Source organism: Mycobacterium sp. TY815 (assembly GCF_030755135.1).
Classification (GTDB): domain Bacteria; phylum Actinomycetota; class Actinomycetes; order Mycobacteriales; family Mycobacteriaceae; genus Mycobacterium.
The window spans coordinates 2899590-2914601 of the sequence record NZ_JAUFRX010000001.1 but is presented as its reverse complement, the minus strand read 5'-3'; the positions used below and the strand labels follow the sequence as shown (position 1 = coordinate 2914601).

General features: G+C 67.5%; 18 protein-coding genes. 8 read left to right on the top strand and 10 right to left on the bottom strand.

Going from position 1 to position 15012, the window contains the following annotated elements; all coding sequences use genetic code 11:
• Nucleotide 1: 1 nt before the first annotated feature.
• Together QXK92_RS12530 and QXK92_RS12525 are read left to right on the top strand one after the other, a co-directional pair.
• A complete protein-coding gene (locus QXK92_RS12530) occupies nt 2-1690 on the top strand; it encodes an alpha/beta hydrolase (RefSeq protein ID WP_306241931.1) in 1689 nt (562 codons plus the stop codon).
• The gene (locus QXK92_RS12525) at nt 1687-2487 is read left to right on the top strand and encodes an alpha/beta fold hydrolase (RefSeq protein WP_306241930.1); all 801 of its coding nucleotides are present in this window, start codon (nt 1687-1689) and stop codon (nt 2485-2487) included. The genes QXK92_RS12530 and QXK92_RS12525 overlap by 4 nt, the downstream gene beginning before the upstream one ends.
• Here the strand turns inward: QXK92_RS12525 and QXK92_RS12520 are convergent.
• Complete coding sequence (locus QXK92_RS12520; protein WP_306241929.1) at nt 2465-2953, bottom strand: YbaK/EbsC family protein; 489 nt, start codon at nt 2951-2953, stop codon at nt 2465-2467. The two genes, QXK92_RS12525 and QXK92_RS12520, sit on opposite strands and share 23 nt — an antisense overlap.
• A 1-nt stretch (nt 2954) precedes the next feature.
• Nucleotides 2955-3803, bottom strand: coding sequence for an NAD(P)-dependent oxidoreductase (locus tag QXK92_RS12515; protein ID WP_306241928.1), 849 nt, complete (start codon nt 3801-3803; stop codon nt 2955-2957).
• Between the two features lie 255 nt (nt 3804-4058).
• Here QXK92_RS12515 and QXK92_RS12510 point away from each other — a divergent pair, with 255 nt between their 5' ends.
• Nucleotides 4059-4703, top strand: coding sequence for a sigma-70 family RNA polymerase sigma factor (locus tag QXK92_RS12510; protein WP_306244376.1), 645 nt, complete (start codon nt 4059-4061; stop codon nt 4701-4703).
• Nucleotides 4700-4999 carry a mycothiol system anti-sigma-R factor gene (gene rsrA, locus QXK92_RS12505; protein ID WP_306241927.1) on the top strand — a complete coding sequence of 100 codons (300 nt, stop codon included), beginning with the start codon at nt 4700-4702 and terminating at the stop codon, nt 4997-4999. Before QXK92_RS12510 ends, rsrA begins: the two co-directional genes overlap by 4 nt.
• A gap of 6 nt (nt 5000-5005) precedes the next feature.
• Here the strand turns inward: rsrA and QXK92_RS34105 are convergent, their stop codons facing one another.
• Nucleotides 5006-5080 (bottom strand): 50S ribosomal protein bL37, encoded by a 75-nt coding sequence (locus QXK92_RS34105; RefSeq protein ID WP_089025046.1) that lies wholly within the window; start codon nt 5078-5080, stop codon nt 5006-5008.
• Nucleotides 5081-5253: 173 nt separating this feature from the next.
• Here QXK92_RS34105 and QXK92_RS12500 point away from each other — a divergent pair, with 173 nt between their 5' ends.
• Nucleotides 5254-5469 (top strand): biotin/lipoyl-binding carrier protein, encoded by a 216-nt coding sequence (locus tag QXK92_RS12500; protein ID WP_306241926.1) that lies wholly within the window; start codon nt 5254-5256, stop codon nt 5467-5469.
• A 22-nt stretch (nt 5470-5491) separates the two neighbouring features.
• Entirely contained in the window at nt 5492-6994 is a 1503-nt protein-coding gene (locus tag QXK92_RS12495; RefSeq protein WP_306241925.1) for a sensor histidine kinase, read from the top strand.
• Between the two features lie 57 nt (nt 6995-7051).
• On the opposite strand, the gene whiB1 is transcribed toward QXK92_RS12495, so the two are convergent.
• Both whiB1 and QXK92_RS12485 read right to left on the bottom strand, forming a co-directional pair.
• Nucleotides 7052-7306 carry a transcriptional regulator WhiB1 gene (gene whiB1 / locus QXK92_RS12490; protein WP_036353357.1) on the bottom strand — a complete coding sequence of 85 codons (255 nt, stop codon included), beginning with the start codon at nt 7304-7306 and terminating at the stop codon, nt 7052-7054.
• Between the two features lie 290 nt (nt 7307-7596).
• The gene (locus QXK92_RS12485; RefSeq protein WP_306241924.1) at nt 7597-8553 is read right to left on the bottom strand and encodes a diacylglycerol kinase family protein; all 957 of its coding nucleotides are present in this window, start codon (nt 8551-8553) and stop codon (nt 7597-7599) included.
• Nucleotides 8554-8675: 122 nt separating this feature from the next.
• Between QXK92_RS12485 and QXK92_RS12480 the strand changes: the two genes are divergently transcribed.
• A complete protein-coding gene (locus QXK92_RS12480) occupies nt 8676-9107 on the top strand; it encodes a hypothetical protein (RefSeq protein ID WP_306241923.1) in 432 nt (143 codons plus the stop codon).
• Here QXK92_RS12480 and QXK92_RS12475 read toward each other — a convergent pair.
• The 3 genes from QXK92_RS12475 to QXK92_RS12465 are packed head-to-tail and all read right to left on the bottom strand — an operon-like array spanning nt 9059 to nt 11243.
• Nucleotides 9059-9541 carry a GNAT family N-acetyltransferase gene (locus QXK92_RS12475; RefSeq protein ID WP_306241922.1) on the bottom strand — a complete coding sequence of 161 codons (483 nt, stop codon included), beginning with the start codon at nt 9539-9541 and terminating at the stop codon, nt 9059-9061. The two genes, QXK92_RS12480 and QXK92_RS12475, sit on opposite strands and share 49 nt — an antisense overlap.
• Nucleotides 9538-10635 carry an isochorismate synthase MenF gene (locus QXK92_RS12470; RefSeq protein WP_306241921.1) on the bottom strand — a complete coding sequence of 366 codons (1098 nt, stop codon included), beginning with the start codon at nt 10633-10635 and terminating at the stop codon, nt 9538-9540. Before QXK92_RS12470 ends, QXK92_RS12475 begins: the two co-directional genes overlap by 4 nt.
• On the bottom strand, nt 10632-11243 hold the full coding sequence (locus QXK92_RS12465; RefSeq protein ID WP_306241920.1) for an acid phosphatase: 612 nt from the start codon (nt 11241-11243) through the stop codon (nt 10632-10634). The genes QXK92_RS12470 and QXK92_RS12465 overlap by 4 nt, the downstream gene beginning before the upstream one ends.
• 87 nt (nt 11244-11330) lie before the next feature.
• Here QXK92_RS12465 and QXK92_RS12460 point away from each other — a divergent pair, with 87 nt between their 5' ends.
• On the top strand, nt 11331-12134 hold the full coding sequence (locus QXK92_RS12460; RefSeq protein ID WP_306241919.1) for a ParA family protein: 804 nt from the start codon (nt 11331-11333) through the stop codon (nt 12132-12134).
• On the opposite strand, the gene QXK92_RS12455 is transcribed toward QXK92_RS12460, so the two are convergent.
• Together QXK92_RS12455 and QXK92_RS12450 are read right to left on the bottom strand one after the other, a co-directional pair.
• Nucleotides 12131-13345 carry a hypothetical protein gene (locus QXK92_RS12455; RefSeq protein ID WP_306241918.1) on the bottom strand — a complete coding sequence of 405 codons (1215 nt, stop codon included), beginning with the start codon at nt 13343-13345 and terminating at the stop codon, nt 12131-12133. The two genes, QXK92_RS12460 and QXK92_RS12455, sit on opposite strands and share 4 nt — an antisense overlap.
• 16 nt (nt 13346-13361) lie before the next feature.
• Entirely contained in the window at nt 13362-14873 is a 1512-nt protein-coding gene (locus QXK92_RS12450) for a DEAD/DEAH box helicase (RefSeq protein WP_306241917.1), read from the bottom strand.
• Nucleotides 14874-15012 lie beyond the last annotated feature (139 nt).

Here is a 15012-nt window from a genome sequence, read left to right as displayed (position 1 = left end):
CATGGCCGCCCAACCCAAACCAGACGAACTGGCCGCACCCCTGGACCTGCTGCTCACCAGCGCCACCCGGCCCTTCTTCAGCCGGATGCTGCCCGACGCAACCTGGGCGCGGGTCGCCGGGAACCTCGCGCAACACCCCGGCGCCGTCGCGGACCGGGTCGGCACGCTGACCCGCGAACTCGGCAACATCACCACGGGTAAGTCACATCGCGCTCCGGCGCGCGCCGACAAACGCTTCAGTGACCCTGCGTGGCAGGAGAATCCGCTGCTGCACCGGATCATGCAGGCCTACCTGGCCGGGGCGGAGACCGCCGGCGGGCTGCTCGAGGACGCCGCACTCGACTGGCGCGACCAGGAGAAGATGCAGTTCGTCCTGGACAACCTGGTCGAGGGCCTCGCGCCCAGCAACAATCCGCTGATCAGCCCGCTCGGCTGGAAAGCCCTGATCGACACCGGCGGCCTGAGCGCCGTTCGGGGGCTGAAAGCCTTTGCCCGCGACATGCTGTCGAAGCCGCGGGTGCCGGCGATGGTAGAGCCCGATGCCTACGTGGTGGGGGAGACGGTGGCCGTCACCAAGGGGGCTGTGGTGCTGCAGAACTCGATGTTCGAACTGATTCAGTACGCACCGCAGACCGCGAAGGTGCGGGAAATTCCGCTGCTCATGGTGCCGCCGGTGATCAACAAGTACTACGTCATGGACATCGCGCCGGGCCGCAGCATGATCGAGTACTTCGTCGCGCAGGGTCAGCAGGTGTTCGTCATGTCGTGGCGTAATCCGCAAGCGCGGCACCGGGACTGGGGTTTCGACGCCTACGGCGCGGCGATCATCGAAGCGATGGACGCGGTGCAGAAGATCGCCGGCACCGACAGCACCCATCTGCTGGCGACCTGCTCGGGCGGCATCCTTGCGGCCATGACGGCTGCCCATCTGGCCGAGATCGGCGTGGGCGACCGAGTCGCCGGGCTGACTTTGGCGGTCACGGTTCTGGACGAGACCCGAGCCGGATTCGCCGCGGCGGCCATGAGCGATCGCGCGGCACAGGCCGCGATTCGGGTGTCGGCCAAGAAGGGATTCCTCGACGGACGCGACATGGCCGAGATGTTCGCCTGGCTGCGGCCTACCGATCTGGTGTGGCGGTATGTGGTGAACAACTATGTACAGGGCCGTAAGCCGGCCGCGTTCGATGTGTTGTTCTGGAACGCCGATACCACCCGGATGGCTGCCGCCCTGCACCGCGACATGGTGCTGATGGGTTTGCGCAACGCGCTGGTCACCCCCGGTGCGGTCAGCATGCTGGGCAGTCCGGTCGACCTGGGCAAGATCACGTCGGACGCTTACGTGATCGGCGGCGTCGCCGACCACATCTCGCCGTGGCAGGCCACCTACCGCAGCGCCCGTCTGCTGGGCAGCAAGGACAACAGTTACGTGCTGTCGACCAGTGGCCACATCGCGGCGCTGGTCAACCCGCCGGGCAACCCGAAGGCTTCCTACCGCGTCGGCCCGGTCGGCGACGAGGACCCGCAGCAGTGGCTGGGCGCCGCCGAGAAATTCGCCGACTCCTGGTGGCCGCATTACGTCGAATGGCTGGCGCAGCGCAGCGGTCCCGAGGTCGACGCGCCCAAAGCCCTTGGCGGGGATGGCCTTCCGCCGCTGGGGCCGGCACCCGGCAGTTATGTGATGGAAAAATGAGCCACTACGTCACCGCAGGCGGTCAGCGGATCCGGGTCGAGGTTCGGCCCGGAACCGGAGTTCCGCTGGTGCTGTGCAACGGTATCGGCGCCAGCCTCGAAGTGCTCGACCCGCTAGTGGATCAATTGAGTTGCCCGGTGGTCAGATTCGATGTCCCGGGCACCGGCGGCTCGCCGACATCGCCGCTGCCCTACGGCTTCCCCTATCTTTCCTGGGTGCTGGGCCGGGTGCTGACGAAGCTGGGCATAGGGGTGGTGGACGTTCTCGGGCTGTCCTGGGGCGGTGCCCTGGCGCAGCAGTTCGCGTTCCAGAATCCGCGCCGGTGCCGGCGGCTGGTACTGGTGGCGACCGGGACGGGCGCGCTGATGGTGCCGGCACACCCGCGCGTGCTCGCGAAAATGGTTACCCCGCGCCGTTTCTCGGATCCCAGCTACGCCGGGCTCATCGCCGGCGAGCTGTACGGCGGAACGGTCCGCACCCACGGCGAGGACGTCGCACGGCTCTTCCTCAGACAGGTGCATGCCGGATCAAAGGTCGGCTACCTGCACCAGCTGCTCGCCGGCTCCGTCTGGACCAGCCTGTTCGCCCTGCGCGCGGTGCGTCAGCAGACGCTGATCGTGGCGGGCACCGACGATCCGATCATCCCGGTGGTCAACGCGCACATCATGCATCGGTTGCTGCCGCACTCGCGTCTGCACCTGCACTCGGGCGGGCACATCGACGTCGTACACAACGCGCTCGAACTGGCGCCGGTCATCGAGCAGTTCCTGACCGCTACGCCTGGATCGCCGCGGTGACCGCTCCCGTCAGCCGGATCAGATCCTGCGGCGACACCGCCACGTCCCAACCGCGGCGGCCCGCGCTGCAATAGATCGTCGTCCACGACAGCGCGCCGGAATCGAGCACGGTGCGCAACCGCTTACGCTGCCCGAACGGCGAAACGGCGCCCAGCACATAGCCCGTCGTTCGTTCGGCGACAGCGGGATCAGCCATGGCGGCTTTACCGACCCCCAGCGCTGCGGCTGCTGCTTTCAACGACAGTTTCGCGGACGCCGGCACGATGGCCACCGCCAGGCCACCGGTCACCTCGATGATCAGCGTCTTGTAGATCTGTTCTGCCGCAATGCCTTCGGACTCGGTGAGGGCGGTCACCGCTTCGGTGCCGAACGAGCGTTCGCGGGAATCGTGGTCGTACTTCACCACCTGGTGCGGCACACCGGCTTTGCCCAGTGCCGCCAGAGCCGGTGTCGCGGCGGCGGCCACGTCAGGGCTGGGAGTACCCCGGCGGGTTGACGCCGTCCACCCAGAAGTCGACGCCGAGCTTGCCGCCGGGCACGCAGTCATAGACCGAGAGGTCAGTGACACCGGAGTCCAGCAGCACGTCCTCGCACAGCGCCATGTTGCCGGTGTACTCCCGGGACGGCTTGTTGAGGATGACGTAGGCGGCGTCGGAGTACACCTCGGGCTTGCGGGCGCGCGCCATCGCCTCGTCGCCGCCGAGCAGGTTCTGCACCGCGGCGGTGGCCACCAGGGTGCGCGGCCACAAGGTATTCGAGGCGATGCCCTCTTCGCGCATCTCTTCGGCGATCCCCAGGGCGCATAACGTCATGCCGAACTTGGCCATCATGTACGCCGTCGGCTTCAGCCACTCTTTGCCGAGCAGCACCGGCGGCGACAGCGTCAGAATGTGCGGATTCTCGCGGCCCTTCAGATGCGGGATGCAGGCCTGCGACACGGCGTAGGTGCCGCGCACCTGGATGCCGTTCATCAGGTCGAAGCGCTTCATCGGGACCTCGAGGATCGATCCGAGGTTGATGGCCGAGGCATTGTTGACGCAGATGTCGATGCCGCCGAACTGCTCGACGGTCTTGGCCACGGCGGACTCGACCGAGTCCGGGTCACGGACGTCTCCGACGATCGGCAGGGCCTGTCCGCCCGCTTCCTCGAGCTCCTTGGCGGCCGTGTACACCGTGCCGGGGAGCTTGGGGTGCGGCTCGGCGGTCTTGGCGATCAGGGCGATGTTGGCGCCGTCTTGAGCGGCGCGTTTGGCGATCGCCAGGCCGATACCGCGGCTGGCGCCGGAGATGAACATGGTTTTGCCGTTAAGGGACATGGCCGTCACATTAACGCCACGTTCGATCGGGGCAGACCGCGGGATCAAGGCCCGGAAATAGCGCGCCGGAAATTGCCGTTGTGAGAGGCGGTGACTGCACGAGTCGGTGGCGGCCTTTAGATTGAAGGAGGGAGTTCGGTGTCAACTGCGACGAGCCTCTTGGGTGCGGAGCGGTTGGATCGCTTCCTTGCGAGTCCGGTGGCGTGGTTTGAGCGCTCCGGCGACGCCGCAACCGAAGGGACCGTGTTAATCAAGATGGCCGACATCGATGGCGCGACCGGGCCCGACGGTGCCGTGCCCGCGGAGGAGACCGACGCCGAGTTGACGGCGCGCTTCGAGCGCGACGCGATTCCGCTGCTCGACCAGCTCTACGGCGGTGCGCTGCGCATGACGCGGAATCCGGCCGACGCCGAGGACCTGCTGCAGGAGACCATGGTCAAGGCGTATGCCGGGTTCCGGTCGTTCCGCGAGGGCACCAACCTCAAGGCGTGGCTGTACCGCATCCTGACCAACACCTACATCAACAGCTACCGCAAAAAACAGCGTCAGCCCTCGGAATATCCGACCGAGGAGATCACCGACTGGCAGCTGGCGGCCAACGCCGAGCACACCTCGACCGGATTACGGTCGGCCGAGGTCGAGGCGCTCGAGGGGCTGCCCGACACCGAAATCAAAGAGGCGTTGCAGGCGCTGCCGGAAGAATTCCGGATGGCTGTTTACTACGCGGACGTCGAAGGTTTTCCGTATAAAGAGATCGCCGAGATCATGGGCACGCCGATCGGTACCGTGATGTCCCGGCTGCACAGAGGCCGGCGTCAGCTGCGCGAATTGCTGGCCGACGTGGCCAAGGATCGCGGCTTTATCCGCGGCGAACAGGCACACGAGGAGGTGTCGTCATGAGTGAGTCCTGCGGTCGGCCCAGCGGGCACGACGACCACGGCGCCTTCGGCTGTGCCGAGGTGATCGCCGAGGTATGGACGCTGCTCGACGGTGAATGCACCCCGGAGAAGAAGGAAAGCCTGCGTAGGCACCTAGAGGCATGCCCGGGATGCTTCCAGCACTACGGCATCGAGGAACGGCTCAAGGCTTTGATCGCCACCAAGTGCAGTGGTGAGAAGGCGCCCGACAGCCTGCGGGAGCGCCTACGGCTGGAGATCCGCCGGACGACGATCGTCCGGGGGGAGTTTCAGGCCTGACGCGGGTCAGGCGTTGGGGCGCTTGCCGTGGTTGGCTTTGCTGTACTTGCGGTCACGCTTCTTGCGGCCACGCTTGGCCATGATGGAACCTCGTTTCGTCTGAATCTGGCGGTACTGGGCGGCCTGCGGGCCGCCGGGTTGCCTTCCAGTGTCTCATGCGGACGGCGACGCGCCCTCATGAGCCCGCGCGCCGCCACCCCGGCCGGCCTTATGGTTCGATATACGCAGAAGCGGCCGATACGAGTGGGGTGATGATGTCCGAGGAGGTTCGCGCCGAGATCGTGGCCAGCGTGCTCGAAGTCGTGGTCAACGAAGGCGACCAAATCGGCCAGGGTGACGTCGTGGTGTTGCTGGAGTCCATGAAAATGGAGATTCCGGTCCTGGCCGAGATCGCTGGCACCATCAGCAAGGTGAGCGTCGCCGTCGGCGACGTCATCCAGGCCGGCGACCTCATAGCCGTGATCAGCTAGCCGTTGGGCTTCACGTACCTGCATGTCCACTCTCGGTAATCTGCTCGCCGAGCACACGGTTCTGCCCGGCAACGCCGTCGACCACCTGCATGCCGTAGTGGGGGAATGGCAGCTGCTGGCCGACCTCTCCTTCGCCGACTACCTGATGTGGGTCCGCCGTGACGACGGGATGCTGGTGTGCGTCGCGCAGTGCCGGCCCAACACCGCGCCCACGGTCCTGCAGACCGACGCGGTCGGCAGCGTCGTCTCCGCCGAGCGGCTGCCGTTGGTTGCCGACACCTTCACCAGCAGTGTCGCCATCCAGGAAAGCGATGCGGGCGAACAACATTCGTGGCAGCTGCCGGGCCCCAATATCGCGGCGTCGCCGGTTCGCTACGGCGGCCGGGTGGTGGCGGTGCTGACCCAGCATCAGACCGAGCTGGCCGCGCAGCGGATGTCGGGCCACCTGGAGACGGCCTACCGGGAATGCGCTGTCGACCTGCTGCACATGATCGCCGAAGGGACTTTTCCCGACGTAGGCGACGTCGCCATGTCGCGTTCGACGCCGCGTGCGGGAGACGGGTTCATCCGCCTCGACGTCGAAGGCATCGTCGCCTACGCCAGCCCCAACGCGCTGTCGGCTTACCACCGGATGGGCCTTTCCAGCGAACTCGAGGGCCACAACCTGATCAAGGTCACCCGTCCCCTGATCTCCGACCCGTTCGAAGCCCAAGAGGTGGCCGAACACGTGCTCAACCTGCTGGCCGGCGGCTCGAGCATGCGTATGGAGGTGGACGCCGGTGGCGCCACCGTGCTGCTGCGGACGCTGCCGCTGGTGGTGCACGGGGAGAACGTCGGCGCGGCGATCTTGATCCGCGATGTCACCGAGGTGAAGCGGCGCGACCGCGCGCTGATCTCCAAGGACGCGACGATTCGTGAGATACATCACCGTGTGAAGAACAACCTGCAGACGGTGGCCGCGCTGCTGCGGTTGCAGGCCCGCCGCACCGTCAACGCTGAGGGCCGCGAGGCCCTGATCGAGTCGGTGCGCCGGGTGTCGTCGATCGCGCTGGTCCACGACGCGCTGTCCATGTCGGTGGACGAGCAGGTCAACCTGGACGAGGTTATCGACCGGATCCTGCCGATCATGAACGACGTGGCGTCGGTGGACCGGCCGATCCGGATCAACCGGGTGGGTGACCTGGGTGTGCTGGATTCCGACCGGGCGACGGCGCTGATCATGGTGATCACCGAACTGGTGCAGAACGCGATCGAGCACGCCTTCGATCCGTCGGCCACCGGTGGCTCGGTGACCATTCGCGCGGAACGCTCGGCGCGCTGGCTGGACGTCGTGGTGCACGACGACGGGCGTGGTCTGCCCGAGGGATTCAGCCTCGAGAAGTCCGACAGCCTGGGTCTGCAGATCGTGCGGACGCTGGTGTCCGCGGAGCTGGACGGCTCCCTGGGAATGCGGGAAGGCCCCGACCGCGGAACCGACGTGGTGTTGCGGGTTCCGATCGGCCGCATGGGGCGGCTGCTGGTGTGAGCACGCAGCAATACGGCCCCGATTTCATCGGGGCCGTATTGCTGCTTAGCTGAGTTGTCAGACTCCGCTTCGGGCCTTCGTCCGGGCGTTGCGGCGCTTGAGTGCGCGCCGCTCGTCTTCGCTCATCCCACCCCAGACGCCCGAGTCCTGACCCGTGTTCAGAGCCCATCCGAGACACTCTGTCGTCACCGGACACCGATTACAGACCAGTTTCGCGTCAGCGATCTGCGCGAGTGCCGGGCCGCTGTTCCCTACCGGGAAGAACAGCTCCGGATCCTCGTCACGGCAGACCGCCCTGTGGCGCCAATCCATTAGTTGCTACTCCTCACTAAGTGCGCAGCACCGCGCACGGGCATTTTTTCTTCTTGGCTGTTGAGCGTGCGCAAGAAAGGTTTCCGTACCTCTGCATATTTCTGCATGCAACCTTTTGATCGTTTCACAGGCTCAACAGATGTCAATAGTGTTACGTGAGCCCGTGGGGTATCTCACTTTGCCGATCTCTTACCCAGGCCCTTACTCAGTTGTACTACACTAACTGCCGAATTTCGCCCCATTTTTCATCGCGGGCTTGTCACATCTTTGATTTGCGCAGCTCAGAGGGCTTATTTTGGCGGTGGCGCGACGACCGCGAGAGCGGCCGGAACGGACCGGAACGTCATGGTTTCGCGCAGGCCGAGGTATTCTCCGTCGTACTGGCAGGCGGCCGGACCGGTCATGGTGCCGACCCGGATGTGGTCGATGTCATCGTCGCGGATGAGCTGCTTGGCTTCCAGCTTCGGCCGCTTGGCGAGCAGCTGGCGCAGCAGTCGCAGGGTGGGGATCAGCTTCATCTCGGTGAGCGCGAACAGGCCCAGCCCCGACTCGAAGCTGCAGCCGGGGTTGGTGACCATCGGCCGGTCGTCGCTGTAGGTCCAGGGGCTGGTGTTGGACACCCAGACGAAGTGCACGCCGGAGACCGGCTCGTGGTCGGGCCGTTCCAGAATCAGGTTGGGTTCGCGGCGGCTGAAGCGCACCGAGACGGGAGTCGCCACCCGCCAGTAGCGCACCGGGGTGATCTTGTGGCCCTTCTTGCGTTCCTCTTCGACGGCCCGGACCACCTCCGCATCCACCCCCATGCCGGCGTTGACCAGCGCGTATATCTCGCCGCAGTCGATCAGGCTAATGCGGCGCCACTCGTGGTGATGCTGGTAGGAGTCCAGCAGCGCAATGAGCTGGTCGGTCGCGCCGGATGCGTCCCGGGGGATGCCCAGCGCCCTGGCCAGCACATTCGCCGACCCGCCGGGGATGATGCCCAGCGCCGGGACCGGCCCTGACTGGGGCGTGCCGGGCCGGCCGAGCATGCCGTTGACCACCTGATTGACCGTTCCGTCCCCGCCGTGGACGACGACCAGGTCGAACGCGTCGGCGACGGCCTTGCGACCGAGCTCTTCGGCGTGCCCCGAGTAGTTGGTGGGCTCGATGGTGAGGTCAAGGCGATTGCCCAGGGCGCGTGTCACCAGCAGGCGGGCGCTCGGCGTGATGGTGGTGGCAATCGGATTGACGATCAACATGGCACGCATGATGAGTGAGCTTATGCGGGCTTCGTCCCACCGAGATTGCCGCCATGGTGGCGGACTGGGCGCAGAGCACGACCGTCGCGGCAATCTCAAGAGCGCCCGGCCAGCCTGACTACGCTGGCGCTGTGACTCACTCCGCCCCGTCCACCGTCCGTCGTGCCGGCTTCATCGTCGCGGCTCAGGGAGTCGCGGGGCTGGTGGTCGCCGTGATTCTGGTAATCCGCGGCCTGGCCGGGGCCGATCAGCATGTCGTCAACGGTCTGGGTACCGCGGCCTGGTTCGCGGTGATCGGGGGCGCGGTGCTGGCGGCTGGGCTCGCCTTGGTGAAGGGCAAGCGCTGGGGCCGGGGACTGGCTGTGTTCACGCAGCTGCTGCTGCTGCCGGTGGCCTGGTACCTGGCGGTCGGCTCGCACCGGCCGGTGTTCGGAACACCCGTCGCGCTCGTGGCATTGGTGACCCTCGCGCTGTTGTTCAGTGGGCCGTCGGTGCGCTGGGCAGCCGGGCGCGATCAGGCGGGGCCGGCCAGTGCGGCCAGTTCCGGGCCGGACACCCGGTAGGTGGTCCACTCCGTCTGCGGCCGCCCGCCGACGCCGTCGTACAAGGCGATCGCGTCGGTGTTCCAGTTGAGCACCGCCCACGCCAGCCGGCTGTAACCGTTGTGCACGCACTCTGCTGCCAGGACCGCGAGCAGCCCGCGGGCCAGGCCGCGACGGCGAAACCGCGGCCGCACGTACAGGTCCTCCAGGTAGATGCCCGCCACGCCGTCCCAGGTGGAGAAGTTCAGAAACCACAGGGCCATCGCAGCGACCTGACCGTCGCACTCGGCGACATGCCCGTAGACGGTCGGGGAATCGCCGAAAAGCGCTGTGGCAATCTGCTTTTCGGTCACCGTGCACTCATCGGCGGCGTGCTCGAACTCGGCGAGCTGGTGGATCATGGCGGTGATGTCGGCCACGTCGGCAGGCGTGGCGCGGCGGATCTGCGCACTCACTGCTCTACTCCCAGCGCTTTCAAAATCGTCGCGAATTTCGTTGTGGTTTCTGCGACTTCGTCGTCGGGATCAGATTCGGCGACGATGCCGCCGCCCGCGCGGGCCAGCGCGGTCCAGCGGTCGGCCGACAACTCGGCGCACCGGATCGACACCACCCAGTAGCCGTCGCCGCGCGCGTCGCACCAGCCCACCGCGCCGGCGTAGAAGCCCCGGTCGCCCTCCAAGGTGGCGATCAACTCGGTGGCCTGCTCGGTCGGCACCCCGCCGACCGCCGGGGTGGGGTGCAGCGCCAGCGCCAGATCGATTGCGCTCGTTGAGCTGTCGCGCAGCTCGCCGACAATCGGCGTGCACAGGTGCCAGACCGCGGCGGTGCGGCTCAGTTGCGGTTCGGCGGCGATGGTCAGGTCGTCACACAGCGGCTCGAGGGCCGCGCGCATCGTGTCGATGACCAGCTGATGTTCGTGCCGATTCTTGTCGGATGCGGCCAGTTCGGCGCCGTTGGCCGCGTCGATGTCGGGATCGGCCGAGCGGGGAGCCGAGCCCGCGAACGGCCGGCACACCACTTGCGTGCCGGTTCGGGCCACCAACAGTTCCGGGCTGGCACCCACCAGCGCCGTCCCGTCGTAGTCCGGGCCGGCCGCACTCAGGTCGGTGAGGAAGCCGTATGCCGTCGGGTCGGCGTCGATCAGTCGCCGCAGGACGACGCGGCCGTCCAGTGGAGCATCGGCGGCCAGCCGCAAGGCGCGGGCCAGCACCACCTTGTGCAGCGGATTATCCTGCGCCGCAAGCTGTTTGCGGGCGCGGCTGATGCGGTCGCGGTGCTCGTCGCTGGGCGGTAGGGCGGCGTCGATGCGGACGCTCGGCAGTGGACCGGTCGGCCAGCCGGGCAGGGCGTTGACGTGGCTCAGGTTCTCCGGGGCGAACAGCGCGGCCGGCCGGTGCACATCGAACGGCAACGCGCCCAACACGATTGGCGCACGTCCCGTGCGTAGCGCCGCGTGTGCCGCGGCGATGTCGGGGTAGCGGTCGCCGGCGCGCTCGGCGATCAGGGTTCCCCGGGGACCGGTGAGCGCAAAGGCCGGTTCGCGGCTCACGCGATCGCAGCCGGTTTGGGATGGCAGCTCAGGCCGAGCTGAGCGAGCTGCCGTATACCGTGCTCGAAAGTGCAGATCGCGATGGTGGCGGTTGGCATACCGAAGCGGCTGCCCTCGCTCAGGTCGAACTGCGCCCAGCGGGTGATCACGGCCCGGGAGAAATGACCGTGGCTCACGAAAAGAACGTCCCGCGACTCCATGTTCTCCAATGCGAGAGCGATCGCCCGGTCGGCACGTTCGCTGACCTGCGCGACGCTTTCACCGCCACGGCATCCGTGTGTCCACACCAGCCAGTCCGGGTCGGTTTCGTGGATCTCCGGCGTGGTCAGGCCTTCGTAGTCGCCGTAGTCCCACTCGGCGACCAAGGGCGTCACCTGGTCGACGATGAGTCCGGCCAGGTCGGCGGTGACCAGCGTCCGGCGTCGGGGGCTGCAGTACACGAATGGCCTGTCGAGTTTGAGATCGCCGAGCACCACGCCGGCGAATTCGGCCTGCTCCCGGCCGGCGGCGGTCAACTCGATGTCGGTGCGGCCGGTGTGTTGCCCCGACTTCGACCATTCGGTCTCTCCATGGCGCAACAGCACCAGCCTCCGGTTGTGTACGCCCATGCCCGCGATTCTGCCCGAGACACGCCGGGGGCGGTGCCGGGCCCGCCACCCGAACGGGGCAATGGGTTCCGTGCCAGGATGGGCACTGTGAGTGACATGCGCGTGCTGGCGGTGGCCAATCAGAAGGGCGGTGTGGCCAAGACGACGACGGTCGCGTCGCTCGGTGCGGCGATGGTGGACGAGGGAAAACGGGTGCTGCTCGTCGATCTGGACCCACAGGGGTGTCTGACCTTCTCGCTGGGCCAGGATCCGGACAAATTGCCGGTCTCCGTCCATGAGGTGCTGCTCGGCGATGTCGAACCGGGTGCCGCGCTGGTCGAGACGTCCGAGGGAATGACGTTGCTGCCGGCCAACATTGACCTCGCAGGTGCCGAGGCGATGCTGCTGATGCGGGCCGGGCGCGAATATGCGCTCAAGCGGGCGCTGGCCAAACTCGCGGACGATTTCGACGTGGTGATCATCGACTGCCCGCCGTCGCTCGGGGTGCTGACGCTCAACGGGCTCACCGCTGCGGGCGAGGTCATTGTGCCGCTGCAGTGCGAGACGCTCGCGCACCGCGGGGTGGGGCAATTCCTGCGCACGGTGGCCGACGTCCAGCAGATCACGAATCCGGATCTGCGCCTGCTGGGTGCTCTCCCCACGCTGTACGACTCGAGGACCACCCATACCCGCGATGTGCTGCTCGATGTCGCCGACCGCTACGAGCTGCCGGTGCTGGCGCCGCCGATTCCGCGGACGGTGCGCTTCGCCGAGGCCAGCGCGTCGGGCTCCTCGGTGCTGGCCGGGCGGAAGAACAAGGGCGCGCTGGCCTACCGCGAACTGGCGAAGGCGCTGATCAAGCACTGGAAGACCGGCAAGGCCCTGCCGACCTTCGCGGTGGACTACAACTAACCGAGCGCCACCACGGTGTCCCCGCGCTGCTCGATCACGCGGGAGCCCGAGACCGCCGGGATCACCGCCGAGCTGCCCGGCTGACGTTCCACCGGGATGTACCGGCTGGCCTCGCCGTTGACCGGGTCGTAAACGCCGATCGCACCGGTGACCGGCACCAGTAGCTGACCGGCCATCATCACTCCCGGGCCGAGCGGGGCGGCCGTCTCTCCGGCGGCGATCGTGTAACGCGCGGTCAGGTTGGTCGCCTCCAGCACCAGCAGCGCATCGCCGGTCCACCAGGTCACCAGGTTCCCGGTGCTGGACACCACCGACGACGGTGACGGCGGTCCGGCCAGCAGGGTGCTTGACACCGTGGTCCCGGTTTCGTCGACCACGTCGAGGTGAGGCTGCGGTGTCGGCAGGTACACCGCGGCGCGGTTCTGCGAGACCACCACGACGCGGGCACCGGTGCCCGGCCGCACCCCGGTTTCCTGCACCACCTGCTGCTGTGGTTCGTCGTCCTCTTTGCCGGGTCGCAGCAGGATCAGCTTGAGGTCCGCCTGGTTCGTGCAGGCCTCGAGCACCGCCACCGACGACGAGCTGGCTGCGGCCGATTCGAGGGTGCAGCCGGAGTGCAGGCCGCGGTTCACCGGCTTCACGCGCGCGTCGGTCTCGCCGTACGCCATCATCCGGACCATGTCGGAGCGCCACATCTCCAGCCGGGTGTCGCCCGCCGACAGCACGGTGGTGCCGTCAGAGGACAGCCGTACCTTCGGATCGGCGTAGCTGCTGCGGGCCGGCCCACGCCGCCCGGTCGATCCGTCGATGGTGCTGACCTGGCCACAGCCCCGGTCGTCCCGGTAGACGGCGACGGCGTAGTGGTATACCCAGGTCACCCCGCACAGGTCGGTGTCCCGCGAGTAGCTCCACTGGACCTGACCGGTGCCGGGATCGCGCCCCTGCACCTCGCGCCCGTTGCCGGTGGCGACGGAGCCTGCCACCACCACCGGAACCCGGGTTCCCGGGCTGGGAGCGGTCCAGAGCTGGCGCAGGGTGGCCGGGACGTCGCGGGCCTGGCTGGGCGTCGGGGCGGCAGTCGCGGCCGGCCGACTGACGGTGGCCCGCGCGTCGCTCGTCCACCAGATGAGCGACGCGGCTACCGCGACGACGACCGCGATTGCCACGGCGGCCGCAATGTCAGTCTTGGTGCGGCGCTCGGGTCGGACCACGGATGTGAGTATGCCGTCAGTTGGCCGCCGCGGCGGCGTCTGCCGGCTTGCGACGACGGCGACGACGGCGGGTGCTGCTGGACGGAGCGCCGGTGCCGGCCCCGGCGGGTGCGGCGTTCTCCGGAGCCGCGTCAGCGGCGGCAGCGGTGTTCGCCTCGGGATGGCCGGTGACGGGCTTGCCGCCGCGGGTGCGCTTGCGGCGGTCCGGACGCCGGGGCGGGCGTTGCGATGTGCCGCTGCTGGCCTCGCGTTGCTTGACGGGCGCCTTGCGCGGCGTGCCGACGCTACCCCCGACGTCGGTGGGGATGACCAACTCCGAGTACAGGTGCGGCGAGTTGGAGTAGGTCTCCGACGGGTCGGGGGAGCCCAGGCTTAACGCCTTGTCGATCGCCGACCAGCGCTCCAGCTCGTCCCAGTCGACCAGGGTGACGGCGACGCCGGTGCGGCCGGCGCGGCCGGTGCGCCCGATGCGGTGGACGTACATCTTCTCGTCCTCCGGGCACTGATAGTTGATGACGTGCGTGACGTCGTCGATGTCGATGCCGCGCGCGGCCACGTCGGTGGCCACCAGCACGTTGATGTCGCCGGAGCGGAATGCCTTGAGCGCCTTCTCGCGGGCTATCTGACCGAGGTCGCCGTGCACGGCTCCGACCGCGAAACCGCGTTCCTGGAGTTCGTCGGCGACCTTCTGGGCGGTGCGCTTGGTGCGGGTGAAGATCATCGTCGCGCCGCGATCCTGGGCCTGCAGAATCCGGCTGACCAGTTCAACCTTGTCCAGCGCGTGGGCGCGGTAGACGAACTGCTCGGTGGTGTCGTGCACGGCCAGCGAGTGCGGTGCCTCGGCCCGGATATGGGTGGGCTGAACCATGAACGTGCGGGCCAGGGTGATGATCGGGTCCGGCATGGTCGCGGAGAACAGCATCGACTGCCGGTCGGCCGGAATCTGGCGCAGGATGCGCTCGATGTCGGGAAGGAAGCCCAGGTCGAGCATCTCGTCGGCCTCGTCGAGGACCAGCACCGACAATCCGCCCAGCTGCAGGTGGCCCTGCTGGCACAGGTCGAGCAACCGGCCCGGGGTGCCCACCACGACGTCGACGCCCTTGTGCAGCGCTTCGATCTGCGGTTCGTAGGCACGACCGCCGTAGATGGCAAGGACGGACAGTGGGCGCTCGGTGCCGTCTTCGTTCTTCACCTTGAGGTACTTGGCGGCGGTGGCCAGGTCGCCGTTGACCTGCAGGCACAGCTCACGGGTCGGGACCACAACCAGGGCCCGCGGTGCGCCGGTCAGCGGTCGCGTGGCGGTCTCGGACGTGATGCGCTGCAGCAGCGGTACGCCGAACCCGAAGGTCTTGCCCATGCCGGTGCGCGCTTGGCCGATGACGTCTTCGCCGGCGAGCGCGAGCGGCAGGGTGAGTTCCTGGATAGCAAATGGGGTTTCAATGCCCTTTTCGGCCAGTGCGCTGACGATTTCGTCGCGAACTCCAAGGCTGGCAAAGGTCAACGGGGTGGTGCTTTTTAGTGCGGTCATACGCGGGAGGAGAGCCTTTCGGTGACAGTAATCGAGTTTGAGTCGGTACTTCGTCTGTGTCGCGGTTCGCGCGCACGATTTCCGACTCCGATTACGTCGCCGAGGCCCGCTGCTTGATCGGGGCGGGCCGTTGCGTGCA